Here is a 15101-nt window from a genome sequence, read left to right as displayed (position 1 = left end):
ATGCGCCCTCGTTATCATTATGCTCCCGCCGCCAACTGGCTGAGCGATCCCAACGGCCTCGTCTGGCAGGATGGCGAGTGGCACATGTTCTACCAGTACAATCCCTTCGGCGAGGAATGGGGGCACATGTCGTGGGGGCATGCCGTTTCGCCCGACCTTGCGCATTGGCAGGAACTGCCGGTCGCGTTGGCGGAGGAAGCCCAGACCATGATCTTTTCGGGCTCGGCTGTGATCGATCATGCTGGCAGTGCGGGTTTGGGACATGGTGCGATAATCGCGATCTACACCGGCGCAAGAACGGATCGACAGCACCAGTTCCAATGCATTGCCGCAAGCAGTGATCTGGGGCGGACTTTCACCAAGTATGCAGCGAATCCGGTGCTGGATCGCCAGATGGCAGACTTCAGAGACCCCAGCGTGTTCTGGCATGAGCCGACGCGGCGCTGGATCATGGCCGTGGTTCTGTCCGACGAAAATCGCGCCTTGCTCTATGGATCGGACGACCTGAAATCATGGCAAGAGCTGTCCGAGATACCGACGGACGGTGCTCCGGGGCACTTGTGGGAATGCCCATTCCTCGTCGAATTGCCTGTTGAAGGCACGGATCAGACGCGCTGGCTGTTCAAGGTCGATGTGCTTTCAGGCGCACCGGGATCGGGCGCTCTTTATCGGGTCGGCAGCTTTGATGGTGTTCGGTTCACGGCCGAAAGTGCCTGGCTGGTGGCTGACCATGGCGATGAGTTCTACGCGGCAATTGGCTGGATCGAACCGCGTGATCGCCTGGATCGGCCGACGTGGATTGGCTGGATGGGTAACCATGCCGTGCAGAAGCACTTGCCGCTGCAGGGCTGGCGCGGCGCGATGAGCCTGCCTCGCAGGCTTTCCTTCAGACGCGGCGAGGGCGGTTTCGTGCTCGTCCAGTCGATCGAACGATCATGCCGCGCATTGTTCGGCGATGCCGAGAAGATCGAACTGGACCATGGCTGCTTTCCGCTGCCGAGTTGCGCCATGCTGACGGCGGACGCTGGCGATTGGGCGTTCACGCTCTCCGATGACGCGGGCCGCTCGCTCGCTTGCGCTTGCAAAGCAGGCAGGATCGAGGTCATCCGCAAGGACGCGGTGACGCCACAGCTTGATCACAGGAGCGAAATGGCGCTCACCGGCGTCGGGCCAGTCGAGATCTGGCTCGACTATGGCAGCATCGAGATCGTCGCCGGGGCAGGGGCGGACTGCCTCACCTTGCAACATCGCCTTGCCGGTGAGGCATGGGCGCTGCGTGGCACCGGCAGGCTCTCTGCCCGTTACCTCGCCTCGAGCGCCTGACGGCCCAGTTCGATGGCGCCGGTGATGCCGGCATCATCGCCAAGGCCCGGGGTGACGATGTAGCCCTGTAGCCCGGAGTCGAGGCGTGGGTGCTGGACATAGCCATTAATCTTGGCAGCCGTGGCCTTGCGCACAGATTCAACCAGCCCGGGCGCCTTCATCACGCCACCGCCGAAGATCAGCCGGTCCGGCATGTGCAGCAGCACGAGCGTCGAGGCGAGGTGGGCGATGTAGTCGGCCACGATGCCCACTTCCTCTGACCCGAGCTTGTCGAGGCTCGTGCCCCAGCGCTTTTCAATGGCTGGTCCACAAGCCAGGCCCTCAAGGCAGTCGCTGTGATAGGGGCAGATGCCAGGAAAGGGATCGCGCGACGGATCGCGCGGAGGCTGGATGTGGCCGCTTTCGAAATGCGAAATGCCCATCAGCGACTGCCCGTCGCGCACCACGCCGGTGCCAACGCCTGTTCCGATGGTGGTATAGGCGAGCGTGCGACAGCCTTGTCCGGCGCCGGCCATCCATTCGCCGATCGCAGCGCCGTTCACGTCGGTGTCGACCTTGATTGGGGCGCCAAATCCGGACAGCACGTCGTGAAACCGTGCGCCTGACCAGCCCGGCTTGGGCGTGGTGGTGAAAGTGCCGTATGTGGATGACGTCGGGTCGATGTCGATCGGGCCGAAGCTTGCCACACCGAACGCCGCGATCGGACCATGTTGCGCGCTGGCTTCTTCAAAGAAAGCCTGCATCGCTGGCCAAGTCTCGGCAGGCGTATTGGTCGGCATGCGCGTGCGGGCGAGAATTTCACCCTCATGCGTCGCAAGGGCAAGCACGAACTTGGTGCCGCCGGCTTCGACCGCTCCGATCAGACCTTTGTCGCTCATTCGCTTGTCACTTTCGCATTTTCCTTCACCAGCATCATGGCCGCTGCAGCCGCCGTCATCATCAGTGCTGCAACCAACATCGTCCAACGCGGCTCTCCGGGGAAGAAGCTGCGCATCACGCCGCCCATCAGTGTAGCGACTACGAGTTGCGGTATGACGATGAAGAAATTGAAGATGCCGATATAGATCCCGAACTTTCGCGGCGGCAGCACTCTCGTCAGAATGACGTAGGGCATCGACAGCACGGATGCCCAGGCAATGCCCATCCCGACCATCGGCAGCAGCAGCGCATTCGGATCGCGGATCAGTAGAATCCCCACGAAGCCCGCTGCCCCGCATAGCAGCCCGACCGCGTGGGTCGCAGCATTACCAATGCGGCGGGCCAGGACGGGCAGCAGGAACGCTGCAAGCGCGGCAACGCCGTTGTAAAACGCGAACATGATGCCGACCCAGTCCGCGCCTGCGTTATAGGCAAAGCTGGTCGTGTCGGTCGCGCCGAATGCCTGCGCGGTGACCACCGGCGTCGTGTAGATCCAGACGATAAAGAAGCCGATCCACGTGAAGAACTGCGCAAATGCCAGTTGGCGCATCTGGACGGGCATCTGGGCAAGATCGCTGACGATGTGCGCCAGCGCGCCCTTGGCCGACGTGGCACGAACGCCAATCTGGATCAGTCCGAAGGCACACAGCCCGGCACCAAGGACATAGAGTTGCTTGTCGAGGGCGAGCGTTTCGACCAAGCCGAGCATGACGATCCCGGCAATCACCCAGAACGGCCCGCGGCGCGGATAGATCAGTGGCTGGTGCTCTCCGCCCTGATTATGGTCGGAGTCGGCATCGAACTCTGCCATCTCCGCAGGCGAGTATTCGCGCACTCGTAGCACCGTCCAGCCAACGCTGAAGATCATTGCTGCCGCGCCGAGATAGAAGCTGTAGCGGACGGACGGCGGGATCACTCCTTCAGGAGCGACGTTGGCAATCCCGAGCCAGTTGAAAAGCGCCGGCGCGAGGCTGCCCAACACGGCGCCAGCCCCGATAAAGCACGTCTGGAAGGCAAAGGCCTGCGCGCGCTGGTCGTCCGGCGTCATGTCTCCGGCAAAGGCGCGGAACGGCTCCATCGCGACGTTGAGCGAGGCATCGAGGAGCCACAGAAAGGCCGCGGCGAGCAGGAGCAGCCCGGTGTTGGGCAGGCCGATCAGCGCCAATCCGGCCAGAACGGCACCGGCAAGAAAATAGGGGCGACGGCGGCCGAGGAAGCCCCATGTGCGGTCCGAATGATACCCGATCAGCGGCTGCACGATCAGGCCGGTGACTGGTCCTGCGATCCACAGGAAGGCGAGATCATCGACGGAGCTGCCAAGTGACTGGAAAATGCGGCTGACGTTGGCGTTTTGCAGTGCGAAAGCAATCTGGATACCGAAATAGCCGAAGCTGATGTTCCACAGTCCCCAGAAGCTCTGCCTTGGTTTCTCCCTTGCGGGTTGGCGGATCGAGGTGGTCATCAGCTCTCCATGGGGCGCTATTCGTGCGCCAGGTGGCCGTCTCGCGCAGCCATTGCATTGCAAGCAGGCCGTGCGAAGTTGCAGAAACCGGACGTTCCTGCAATCGATGCGCATACGAATACCAAGACCGCCGGGGGATCAACCACCGCTGCTTGCGCGAACCACAAGCCGGGCCGGCAGCACGCGGGGATTGCCCGGGCGGCCTTCGACTTGCGCGAGAACGCTTTCCACCAGCGCTTCGCCAGCCAGCCGGATATCCTGCATGATCGTGGTGAGCGGAGGTGACGTGAAGGCCGCGGCCGGAATGTCGTCAAAGCCGACGACCGCGACATCGTCCGGAACCGAAAGTCCGGCTTCGGAAAGTGCACGCATGGCGCCTACCGCAATGAGATCGCTGGCGGCAAAGATCGCATCGAACGGCGCCTCCCGCGATAGAAGCTCGCGCGCGGCGTGATAGCCGTTTTCTTCCGATGAGACGGCGTCGACGAGCAAGGCCGGGTCGGGTGAAAGGCCTGCTGTCACGACAGCTTTGGCAAGGCCTGCATAGCGCTGTTCGAATTCCGGATAGTGCGAATCCGCTTGGCCGAGGAACGCGATCCGCTTTCGTCCGCGTGCCAGAAGGTGCTCGCCCGCAAGCCGTCCCGCGCCGAAATTGTCCGACCCGACCGTGGCTCCGATTGTGCCGTCGTCAACCGAGCCCCAGCGTACGAAATGCGTGCCGGATCGGAGCAACTGGCGTAGCCGCGGCTCGTATGCCGTATAGTCGCCATAACCAAGCAGGATCAGGCCGTCCGCGCGATGGCTGTCCTGGTATCGCTTGTGCCAATCGTCATCCAGTTTCTGGAACGAAATGAGCAGGTCCAGCCCGCGATGGGCGCAATGCCGCGTGATCGACCCGAGCATGGCGAGGAAGAACGGGTTGATGTTGGATTCGTCCGGCGTTGGGTCCTCGAAAAACAGCAGAGCCAGCGTGTTTGACCGTTGCGAGCGCAGCGACGAAGCGTTCTTGTCGACCGTGTAGTTGAGTTGCCGAGCGATAGCCTCGATCTTCTGCCGCGTTGCGAGACTGACCGACTTGCTGCCGCGCAACGCCCTGCTCACAGTGGGCTGTGATACGCCGGCAAGGTAGGCAATGTCGAAACTGGTTGGTTTGTTGGAAGGCCTGCGCCCCATATCCCGATCACTCCCACCGCCCGGTGTGGTCCCGTGGTCGGTCATCGCCGACTTTATGCGCGATGTTTCGGTCATGCAATGGGGTGGCGGCTGCGCCAGTCGAATCGCAAGGAAAACGCCCATTTTTTAAGCGTTTTGCGCGCAGCTCGAGCGTTGCCAAATAGCATCATCTGAAACCAATCCGGGTGCCGGCGCATGCATAGTATACGTATGCCATATTCGCCAATCTTCATCGCTCCCTTAAACCGAAATGGAGCGGAAGGCCGGGATCAGCGGCTCCGCCCAGTTCGAGCACAGGTATTCGCAAAAGGTTCAGGGCCGGGACATTCCGGCTTGGGGGAGTGAGTTTCAACATGGCAATTCGCACATTATCCGCTGCTGCGGGCGTATCGCTCGCCGCCATCACGGTTGCGCTCGCCGCGACCCCGGCCATGGCGCAGGATGCTGCCCCGGCACAGGATCAGGCGCAGGCTGACACCGCTCCTGAAGCGCAGGAACAGGCCATCGTCGTGACCGGCTTCCGCGCTGCGCTCGCCACGGCCGTGAACGTCAAGAAGACCTCGCCGGTCATCGTGGAATCGGTTTCGGCAGAAGACATCGGCCGTCTTCCCGATGCATCGATCGGTGAATCGATCGCGCGTCTTCCGGGCCTCACCACCCAGCGCCTGTTCGGCCGCGCCAACTCGATCGCTATCCGTGGTTCGAGCGCGGACCTGTCCTCGACCACGCTGAATGGTCGCCCGCAGACCTCGACGGGCGAGCAGCGCAATGTCGAGTTCGACCAGTTCCCGTCGGAAATCGTCAGCCGCGTTGACGTCTACAAGACACCGCAGGCGAACCTTGTCCACCAGGGCCTCGTGGGTACCGTCGACATCAAGACGATCCGCCCGCTCGAATTTGGCAAGAGCCTGCTCTCGTTCGGCGGCCGCGGCACTTATGCAGACCTCGGCAAGGTCAACAAGGACAGCAACGAGTTCGGCTATCGCGCAACTGCGACCTACGTCGGCCAGTTCATGGAAGACCGTCTCGGCGTGGCACTGTCGGCCGCCTACACCGACGAGCCCTACCAGGCTCAGGAATTCGAAGCCTGGGGTTACGCCGACGGCCCGAACAACACCAAGATCATCGGCGGCATGAAGCCGTTTGGCGTTTCCACGCAGCTCAAGCGCCTCGGCATCCAGGGCACCGTGCAGTTCAAGCCGGTCGACGAACTGACCCTGACGGTTGACGGCTTCTACGGCAATTTCAAGGACAAGCAGATCAAGCGCGGCATCGAGTTCCCGCTTGCCTGGAGCGGCGCGCAGCTTTCGCCGACCGGCATCGAGACCAATGGCAACCTGATCTCTAAGGGCACGTTCTCCGGCGTCGAAGCGGTGGTCAACAACCACGGTTACGAGCGCAACTCCGACATCTTCTCGGGCGGCTTCAACGCGGCTTGGGCTGGCGAAGATGGCTGGTCGGCTTCGTTCGACTTCGGCTATTCGAAGACGGACCGCAACGAACTGAGCCTCGAAACCAACGCAGGCACTGGTCCGGGCGCGGGCGTTGGCGCGGCGGACACACTGACTTTCGTCAGCGGGCCGACCGGCACCAGCTTCACCAGCCACGTTCTCGATTACGGCAACTACAACACCATCGTGCTGACCGATCCGCTCGGTTGGGGTGGTGGTGCGCCGAAGGGTTCGCAGGAAGGCTACTACAACGACCGCATCATCGACGACGAGATCAAGAGCTTCCAGATCGAAGTCGGCAAGGAGCTGGAAGACAGCTTCCTCTCCAAGATCACTGTTGGCTCGGCCTATGTCGATCGCACCAAGGCCAAGACTCCGGAAGAATATTTCCTCAACCTTGCCGGTGGCGTGAAGTCGCTGGTGGTGCCCGAGAAGTACCGTACCGGCGCAACCGACCTGTCTTTCATCGGTGCTGGTCCGATCATCGGTTACGATCCGTTCAGGATGCTTGAGGACGGCGTCTACGTGAAGACGCTCAATGCCTCGAAGGACGTGCCCGCCAAGGCCTACTCGGTCACCGAGCGCGTGATGTCGATCTACCTGAAGGGCGACCTCAAGGCGACGCTCGGCGACGTCGAGATGGACGGCAACATCGGCGTTCTGGCCCAGAACACCGAGCAGAAGTCGCGCGGCTTCGTGAACCTGGCAGCTGCATCGCTGGTGCCTGTCACCCGCGGCGCGCGTTATTGGGACATCCTGCCCAGCCTCAACCTCAACTTCCGCATTCCGGGTGATTGGGTTGTCCGCTTTGCTGCGGCCCGCGAGATCCAGCGTCCGCGCTTCGAGGACATGAAGGTCAGCCTGGACTACAGCTACAATGTCAACAGCGGAGTGATCACCGGAAACGGCGGTAACCCGCAGCTGCGTCCGTACCGTGCGTGGGCAGCTGACCTGAACATCGAGAAGTACTTCGGACGCAAGGGCTATGTCGGCCTGCAGATGTTCTACAAGAAGCTCGACAACTACATCTACAAGGATGTCGTTCCTTACGACTACACCGGCCTGCCCATCGTTGCCCCGGTTCCGATCACGAACTTCGTCGGCACGATCAATACGGCGGTCAACGGTTCGGGCGGCAAGCTCTATGGCGTGGAACTCGCCGGCACGCTTCCGTTCGAAGTCATCACCCCGGCGCTTGAAGGGTTCGGCTTCACCGGCGGCCTTGGCTACACCAAGACTTCGATCAAGCCCGGTCCGAACGCGAATTCGATGGATCTGCCAGACTATTCGCGCTGGGTCGCTTCGGGCACGCTGTTCTTCGAGAAGGCCGGTTTCAACGCTCGCGTCTCGGCCCGTCATCGCTCGTCGTTCCAGGGCATCTTCGTTGGCTTCGGCGGCGAGCGTGAACTGCGCCGCGCGCTGAAGGAAACCATCGTCGATGCGCAGATCGGCTATGACTTCAAGGAAAACAGCCCGCTCAACGGTCTGTCGCTCTTCGTGCAGGGCCAGAATCTGACCGACGAGCCTTTCGTTTCGGTCGACAACGGTGCGCCGCTGCAGATCCGCAATTACCAGACCTATGGGCGCCGCTTCATGGCGGGCTTCAACTACAAGTTCTGATCCCTCCGGAGGGGCGGCCTCATCCCGCCCCTCCACCCTTTTGGGGACAGAGACGTTGCCAGGAAGTGCCCGCAGAAGGCACTCTTTAAAGAATTCACTGCGGGAGAACGGACGTGTCGGCTTCACATCAGCGCAGGATCGTCATCGCGGGCGGTGGCACGGCGGGATGGATGACTGCGGCCGCGCTGTCCCGGCTTGCTGCGCCGCATTGGCAAGTCACTCTCGTGGAATCCGAGGAAATCGGCACGGTCGGCGTTGGTGAGGCGACCATCCCGATGGTCCGCCTGTTCAACCAGACCCTCGGCATCGACGAAGCCCAGTTTCTGCGCGAGACCAACGGCACTTGGAAGCTTGGCATCGCGTTCGAGGGCTGGGGCGGTTTTGATGACCGCTATATCCACGGTTTCGGGCTGACCGGGCGGAGCCTCGGCGTACTTCCGTTTCATCACTACTGGCTTCGCGGTCGCGCGCAGGGACTTGCAGGCCCCTTGGGCGAATACGTCCTCAACGCCGTCGCTTGCGACGCGAACAGGTTCGCACGCATCGACCGTCCGCAAGGCAGCGCCTTGCCGCCAATGCCCTATGCCTACCACTTCGATGCTTCGCTTTATGCCGCATTCCTGAGGCGTTACGCCGAGGGCCGTGGCGTTCGCCGGATCGAAGGTCGGATCGTCGGTTTCGACCGCAATGCGCTGAGCGGTGATCTTGCGGCGCTTCGGCTCGAGCGTGGCGAGGTAATTGAAGGCGATCTCTTCGTAGACTGCTCTGGCTTCCGCAGCCTGCTTCTGGGCCAGGAGATGGGCGTCGGTTATGTCGATTGGAGCGAATGGCTCAAGTGCGATCGCGCTGTGGCGGTGCCCTGTGTGCGCGCCGAGCCGTTGGTCCCTTATACCCGTTCGATTGCCCAGCCCGCTGGTTGGTGCTGGCGCATTCCGCTGCAACATCGCACCGGAAACGGCCACGTCTTCTGCTCTGAAATGATGAGCGAGGATGAGGCGACGGCTCGCTTGCTTGACAGGCTGGATGGCGAGCAACTGGCTGAGCCGCGAACGATCCGCTTCAAGGCTGGGCGGCGGGAGAAGTTCTGGGAGCGCAACGTCGTGGCGGTGGGGCTTTCGTCGGGCTTTATCGAGCCTTTGGAATCCACCTCGATCCATCTCATCCAGACAGCGATCAGTCGCGTAGTCGATTTCCTGCCCAACGGCCCTGTGCAGGATGCCGACCGCGATGCTTACAACCGGCTGGCAACGTTCGAGATCGAGCGCATCCGCGACTTCGTGATCTTGCACTATGTCGCCAATGGCAGGCACGGCGAACCCTTCTGGGACGCTCTCAGGCAGATGGAAGCGGAAGGACAACTCCCCGAGGCTTTGGGTGAGCGATTGGCCATGTTCCGTGCCTCTGGCCGCATCGTGCGCGAGCATGACGAACTGTTTGACGTGCCCGGTTGGGCGCAGGTGATGATCGGGCAGGGGGTGATTCCTCAGCGCTGGCATCCACTCGCCGATCAGGTTGCGTCTGAAAGCCTCAAAGCCTTCCTCGAAACCGTTCGCGGTGCCTATGCAAAGGACGTTGCCCGAATGCCATCCCACGCCGATTACGTCGCTCATGTCTGCGGGCAGGTACCGGTGCATGCGTAAGTTCATAGGTCTTTCCCTGCTGGCGCTGCTCGCCTCGCAACCTGCGCGGGCCGATGTGCCGCTGGCAGAAGTCAGGGCGCGTCCGGCAGCGGGGGAGACGATCTATTTTCTGCTGCCTGACCGGTTCGAGAACGGCGACAAGGCCAACGATCTCGGGGGCCTGAAGGGTGACCGCTACAAGACCGGCTTCGACCCTGCGGCCAAGGGCTTCTACCATGGCGGCGACCTGAAAGGACTGACCCAGCGCCTCGACTACCTTCAGGGACTTGGCGCGACGGCGATTTGGGTGGCGCCGATTTTCAAGAACAAGCCGGTGCAGGGCGGGCCGGGGTTGGAGAGCGCCGGATACCACGGCTACTGGGTGACCGACTTTACTCGGGTCGACCCGCATTTCGGAACCAACGCCGATTTCAAGGCGCTGGTCGATGCCGCGCATGCGCGTGGGATGAAGGTCTACATGGACATCATCGCCAACCACACGGCAGATGTGATCCAGTACAAGGGTGGCCAGTACACCTATCGCGACAAGGCGAACTGGCCCTATTCGCGCAAGGGTGGCCTGAACGGTAAGCCGATCAATCCAGGATTTGCTGGCGATGAGGATTCGAGCGCGACGAACTTCGCCAGGCTGACCGATCCCGGCGCGGCCTATGAACCGTTCGTGCCGCCTGCCGAGGCGCATGTGAAGGTTCCCGACTGGCTCAACGATCCGATCTATTACCACAACCGCGGCGACAGCACGTTCCGGGGCGAAAACAGCCGCTTCGGCGACTTTGCCGGGCTCGACGACCTGTTCACCGAGCACCCGCGCGTTCGCGCCGGAATGATCGAAATCTATGCCGACTGGATCAGGCGGTTCGGCATCGACGGCTATCGCATCGACACCGCCAAGCACGTCGATCCGGGCTTCTGGCAGGCGTTCATTCCGGCGATGCTGGATACGGCGAAGAAAGCCGACATCCCGAACTTCACGATCTTCGGCGAAGTAGCGCACGAAGGTTCGGACCCCGGCACCATCGCCCGGTACACACGCCGTGACGGCTATCCCGCCGTGCTGGACTTCGCCTTCCAGGGCGCGGTGCGCGCGGTGCTGGGACAGGGCAGGGGCACCGAGGTCCTCGCTGATACGTTCGATGGCGACGTGCTCTATCAGGGTGGCGAAGAAGCTGCGCTCGCGATGCCGACGTTCCTTGGCAACCATGACATGGGCCGCTTCTCAACGCTTCTCGCCAAGGACATGCCGGGGATTTCGGATGCAGAACTGACCAACCGCGTCGAGCTTGCCCACGTGATGCTGCTGACCCTGCGCGGTTCTCCCGTGATCTACTCTGGCGACGAGCAGGGCTTTGTTGGCGATGGCAACGATCAGGATGCTCGCGAGGACATGTTCGCGAGCAAGGTCGCGAGTTACAACGACAACCGCCTGCTTGGCACTTCCGCAACCACCGCGACGGCCAACTTCGATCCTGCGCATCCCTTCTACAGGTTGATCGCGACACTGGCCCAACTGCGCAAGGCCCACCCGGCTCTTGCGCGGGGACGGCAAGTTACGCGAACGTATTCGGAAGCGCCCGGATTGTTTTCAGTCTCCCGCTTCGATCCGGTTGGCGGTACCGAATATTTCATCGCGTTCAACACCTCGGACAAGCCGATCGCCGTGCAAAGCGTGATCGGTGCGTCCGCAACAAGCCTTGAGACGCTCCACGGGCAATGCCCGGCGCAGGTTTCCGCGCCCGGCAGCGTTACTGTCGAGCTACCCGCCTTCGGCAGCATGGTCTGCCGTGTTGCTCCCTCCCCGGAATTGACTGTTCGATGAAGACTTCAGAAGCCGTCCTTGCCAGCCCCATGCCGCAGGCCGACGCGCCGTGGTGGCGTGGCGCTGCAATCTATCAGATTTACCCGCGCAGCTTCTGCGATTCCAACGGCGACGGCATCGGCGACCTGCCGGGCATTACACAACGGCTCGACCATGTCGCGCGGCTCGGCGTGGACGCAATCTGGGTCTCGCCTTTCTTCAAGTCACCAATGCGTGATTTCGGCTATGACGTGGCCGACTACTGCGACGTCGATCCGATCTTCGGCACGCTTGCTGACTTCGACGTCATGGTGAAGCGGGCGCATGAACTCGGCCTCAAGGTCACGATCGATCAGGTATACGCCCATACTTCGGACTTGCACCCCTGGTTCGAGGAAAGCCGTCAGGACCAGTTGAACGACAAGGCCGACTGGTACGTCTGGGCCGACCCGAAGCCTGATGGTTCGCCACCCTCAAACTGGCAATCGGTGTTCGGCGGTCCCGCGTGGACGTGGGACGCGCGGAGGCGGCAGTATTACCTGCACAACTTCCTTTCCAGCCAGCCGCAGATGAATGCGCACAATCCCGATGTGCAGGATGCGCTGCTTGGCGTCATGCGGTTCTGGCTGGATCGCGGCGTCGACGGGTTCCGGCTCGATGCGCTCAACTTCCTGATGCACGATCCGACGCTGCGCGACAATCCGCCGTCGCCCGACGACGGCCGTCGCAAGACGCGGCCGTTCGACTACCAGCTGAAGATCTACAACCAGTCGCACCCCGACATCCTCAAGTTCATCCAGCGCGTGCGAAAGCTGTGCGATGAATATGGCGCGGTGTTCACCGTGGCCGAAGTGGGCGGCGATCTGGCCGAAACCGAGATGAAGGCCTTCACCGCCGGTGAGGATCACCTAAATAGCGCCTATGGCTTCGATTTCCTCTATGCCGATAAGCTGACGCCCAGGTTTGTTGAGCAGGCCGTTGCCAAGTGGCCGGACACGCCGGGCATCGGCTGGCCGAGCTGGGCTTTCGAGAACCACGACGCGCCCCGTGCGCTTTCGCGCTGGTGCAGCCCCGATGATCGCGACGCGTTTGCGCGGCTGAAGGCCATGCTGTTCACATCGCTGCGCGGCAATATCATCGTCTATCAGGGCGAGGAGCTCGGGCTGACGCAGGTCGAAATTCCGTTCGAGCAGCTGCAGGATCCGGAAGCCATTGCCAACTGGCCCCTGACGCTTTCGCGCGATGGCGCGCGGACGCCGATGCCATGGATGGTGCAGGCGGGTGAGGGTGGCTTTACCGGCGGTTCGCCGTGGCTTCCAGTGGGTGAAGAGAACCTTGCGCGTGCAGTAGACCGGCAAGAAGCCGACCCGGCATCGCTGCTCAACCTGACCTCGGACTTGCTGCGGTTGCGCCGTGAAAACGATGCGATGCGGCTGGGCTCCTTCGAAGTGCTCCATGCAGACGAATGCCTACTTGCCATTCGGCGCGTTTCTGGTGGGCAATCGATTGTAGGACTTTTCAACCTGTCCTCCGTCCCGGTGGTCTGGCCGCAAGGGCTGGTGCGGGATGGCAAGGAACTCGCGTCGGTCAACGGCGCCACTGTTGGGCAGTTGCCGCCGTTCGGCGCGCTGCTGATCGAAGAGAGGATCTGATGCGAAACCTTCTGAACATCGCAGCGCCGCTGGCGCTGTCGCTTTCGTGCGCTCTCGTTTCGCCCGCCTTGGCCGAGACGGTGACCGCGACTTCGCCCGATGGCAGCCTCGTACTTTCGGTCACCACCGACAACGATGGCCACCCGCTCTACAGCCTGACCCGCAAGGGCAAGCTGCTGCTTGGTTCCTCGATGCTTGGCTTCATCACCAGTGATGGCCCGACCATGCAGCGCGGCCAGAAGATCATCGGCAGCGAAACCGCGTCGGGCAAGGAAACCTGGGAGCAGCCATGGGGTGAGCGTCGCTACGTCAGCGACAACCACAATGAGCTGCTGGTCAGGTTCGAGCAGGTGCCGGACTGGGGCGGCCGCCGCATGAACGTGCGCTTCCGCCTGTTCGACGACGGGTTCGGGTTCCGCTACGAGATCCCCGAGCAGCCGGCGATGAAGGTGATGAAGATCGCCGACGAGCTGACCGAGTTCAACTTGGCGCAGAACGGCACAGCGTGGTGGATCCCTGGCGGCGAATGGAACCGGTACGAGCAAGTCTACCAGAAGACACCGATCGACGCCGTCTCGACTGCGCATACGCCGATCACGATGAAGCTGGAAGACGGCACCCACCTGTCATTCCATGAAGCGGCGTTGGTCGACTATTCGGGCATGTGGCTCAAGCGCCAGACCGGCACTTCGTTCCGTGCTACCCTGGCACCGTCATCCAGTGGCCCGAAGGTGACGCGCGCCGTGCCGTTCAACACCCCGTGGCGCACGTTGCGCATCGCCGACAGTGCCAAGGGGCTGGTCGAGAACGACCTCGAATTGAACCTCAACGAGCCGAACAAGATCGGCGATGTCTCCTACTTCAAGCCGATGAAGTACATCGGCATCTGGTGGGGCATGATCCGTGGCGACTGGTCGTGGGCGGAAGGTCCGCAACACGGCGCGACGACCGCGCGCACCAAGCAGTACATGGACTTTGCCGCCAAGCACGGTTTCGGCGGGGTACTGGTGGAAGGCTGGGACAAGGGCTGGAACGGCACCTGGTTCGGCAACGGCAAGGACTTCAGCTACACCCAGGCAACGCCCGATTTCGATATCGAGGCGGTGACGAAGTATGGCGCGAAGAAGGGCGTCATGCTGATCGGCCACCACGAAACCGGCGGCAATATCGCCAACTACGAGGCGCAGCTAGAAGACGCGATGAAGCTCTACGACAAGCTGGGCGTACGCGCGGTGAAGACCGGCTACGTTGCCGATGCAGGCGGCATTCTCGCCCCCGGCGACACGCCAGGCGCCTACAGGATGGAATACCACGACGGCCAGCGCCAGGTGCAGCACCACCTCAAGGTCGTCGAGACGGCCGCCAAATACCGTATCGTCGTCAATGCCCACGAACCGGTGAAGGACACCGGCCTGCGCCGCACCTATCCCAACTGGATTGACCGCGAAGGCGCGCGCGGCATGGAGTACAACGCGTGGGGCCAGTTCGCCAACGGACCGGACCATGAACCGACGCTGGTCTATACCCGCATGCTTTCGGGCCCGATGGACTACACTCCGGGCATCCTGAGCCTCGAGGGCGCAGACCACGTGCCGCTGGCTTCGACGCTGACCAAGCAACTCGGGCTCTATCTGGCGCTCTATTCGCCGATCCAGATGGCGGCAGACTTCATCGAAAGCCTTGAAGCGCACCCCAAGGAACTGGCCTTTATCAAGCAGGTCCCGGCGGACTGGTCGGAAAGCCACCTGATCGCCGGTGAAGTGGGCGACTATGCCATCTTCGCGCGCAAGGACCGCAACAGCGACGACTGGTATGTCGGCGGTGTCAACGATGCGACGGCGCGCGACGTTTCGCTGAGCCTCGACTTCCTCGATCCAGGCAAGACCTACACAGCCACGGTGTGGAAGGATGGCGAGGGCGCGACTTACGAGACTGACGCTCGCCACCGCATCGCCTATGCCACGCTCAAGGTAAAGAAGGGCGACGTTATGCCTGCTTGGCTGGCGCCGGGCGGCGGCCTTGCCGTGCGCTTGCATCCGGGGAAGTAGCCTTTCGGCACGATTGCGG

At 62.2% G+C, this 15101-nt stretch carries 9 protein-coding genes; 6 read left to right on the top strand and 3 right to left on the bottom strand.

What is annotated here, in order from left to right; all coding sequences use genetic code 11:
- Nucleotides 1–1323, top strand: coding sequence for a glycoside hydrolase family 32 protein (locus HGI46_RS05660; protein WP_168903428.1), 1323 nt, complete (start codon nt 1–3; stop codon nt 1321–1323).
- On the opposite strand, the gene HGI46_RS05655 is transcribed toward HGI46_RS05660, so the two are convergent.
- From HGI46_RS05655 to HGI46_RS05645, 3 genes are all read right to left on the bottom strand, one after another.
- Nucleotides 1302–2201 carry an ROK family protein gene (locus HGI46_RS05655; RefSeq protein WP_168903427.1) on the bottom strand — a complete coding sequence of 300 codons (900 nt, stop codon included), beginning with the start codon at nt 2199–2201 and terminating at the stop codon, nt 1302–1304. The genes HGI46_RS05660 and HGI46_RS05655 overlap by 22 nt on opposite strands.
- The gene (locus HGI46_RS05650; RefSeq protein ID WP_168903426.1) at nt 2198–3703 is read right to left on the bottom strand and encodes an MFS transporter; all 1506 of its coding nucleotides are present in this window, start codon (nt 3701–3703) and stop codon (nt 2198–2200) included. Before HGI46_RS05650 ends, HGI46_RS05655 begins: the two co-directional genes overlap by 4 nt.
- A gap of 138 nt (nt 3704–3841) precedes the next feature.
- The gene (locus HGI46_RS05645) at nt 3842–4876 is read right to left on the bottom strand and encodes a LacI family DNA-binding transcriptional regulator (protein WP_168903497.1); all 1035 of its coding nucleotides are present in this window, start codon (nt 4874–4876) and stop codon (nt 3842–3844) included.
- A 353-nt stretch (nt 4877–5229) separates the two neighbouring features.
- Between HGI46_RS05645 and HGI46_RS05640 the strand changes: the two genes are divergently transcribed.
- From HGI46_RS05640 to HGI46_RS05620, 5 genes are all read left to right on the top strand, one after another.
- A complete protein-coding gene (locus HGI46_RS05640; RefSeq protein WP_168903425.1) occupies nt 5230–7947 on the top strand; it encodes a TonB-dependent receptor in 2718 nt (905 codons plus the stop codon).
- Nucleotides 7948–8060: 113 nt separating this feature from the next.
- Entirely contained in the window at nt 8061–9587 is a 1527-nt protein-coding gene (locus HGI46_RS05635; protein ID WP_168903424.1) for a tryptophan halogenase family protein, read from the top strand.
- The gene (locus HGI46_RS05630) at nt 9580–11403 is read left to right on the top strand and encodes an alpha-amylase family glycosyl hydrolase (RefSeq protein ID WP_168903423.1); all 1824 of its coding nucleotides are present in this window, start codon (nt 9580–9582) and stop codon (nt 11401–11403) included. Before HGI46_RS05635 ends, HGI46_RS05630 begins: the two co-directional genes overlap by 8 nt.
- Nucleotides 11400–13034: an alpha-amylase family glycosyl hydrolase gene (locus HGI46_RS05625; RefSeq protein ID WP_240946591.1), complete on the top strand. Its 1635-nt coding sequence runs from the start codon at nt 11400–11402 to the stop codon at nt 13032–13034. Before HGI46_RS05630 ends, HGI46_RS05625 begins: the two co-directional genes overlap by 4 nt.
- Nucleotides 13034–15082, top strand: a complete 2049-nt coding sequence (locus HGI46_RS05620; protein ID WP_168903422.1) for a glycoside hydrolase family 97 protein — start codon at nt 13034–13036, stop codon at nt 15080–15082. The genes HGI46_RS05625 and HGI46_RS05620 overlap by 1 nt, the downstream gene beginning before the upstream one ends.
- Nucleotides 15083–15101 lie beyond the last annotated feature (19 nt).

It is taken from the genome of Novosphingobium sp. ERW19 (assembly GCF_012641315.1).
GTDB lineage: Bacteria > Pseudomonadota > Alphaproteobacteria > Sphingomonadales > Sphingomonadaceae > Novosphingobium.
Note: the sequence above shows the minus strand (reverse complement) of the source record. Positions and strands in the feature narration are given on the sequence as shown.

Coding starts and splice junctions, on each gene's coding strand:
- HGI46_RS05660 (WP_168903428.1), top strand. CDS start 1: ATGCGCCCTCGTTATCATTATGCTCCCGCCGCCAACTGGCTGAGCGAT.
- HGI46_RS05655 (WP_168903427.1), bottom strand. CDS start 2,201: ATGAGCGACAAAGGTCTGATCGGAGCGGTCGAAGCCGGCGGCACCAAG.
- HGI46_RS05650 (WP_168903426.1), bottom strand. CDS start 3,703: ATGACCACCTCGATCCGCCAACCCGCAAGGGAGAAACCAAGGCAGAGC.
- HGI46_RS05645 (WP_168903497.1), bottom strand. CDS start 4,876: ATGGGGCGCAGGCCTTCCAACAAACCAACCAGTTTCGACATTGCCTAC.
- HGI46_RS05640 (WP_168903425.1), top strand. CDS start 5,230: ATGGCAATTCGCACATTATCCGCTGCTGCGGGCGTATCGCTCGCCGCC.
- HGI46_RS05630 (WP_168903423.1), top strand. CDS start 9,580: ATGCGTAAGTTCATAGGTCTTTCCCTGCTGGCGCTGCTCGCCTCGCAA.
- HGI46_RS05625 (WP_240946591.1), top strand. CDS start 11,400: ATGAAGACTTCAGAAGCCGTCCTTGCCAGCCCCATGCCGCAGGCCGAC.
- HGI46_RS05620 (WP_168903422.1), top strand. CDS start 13,034: ATGCGAAACCTTCTGAACATCGCAGCGCCGCTGGCGCTGTCGCTTTCG.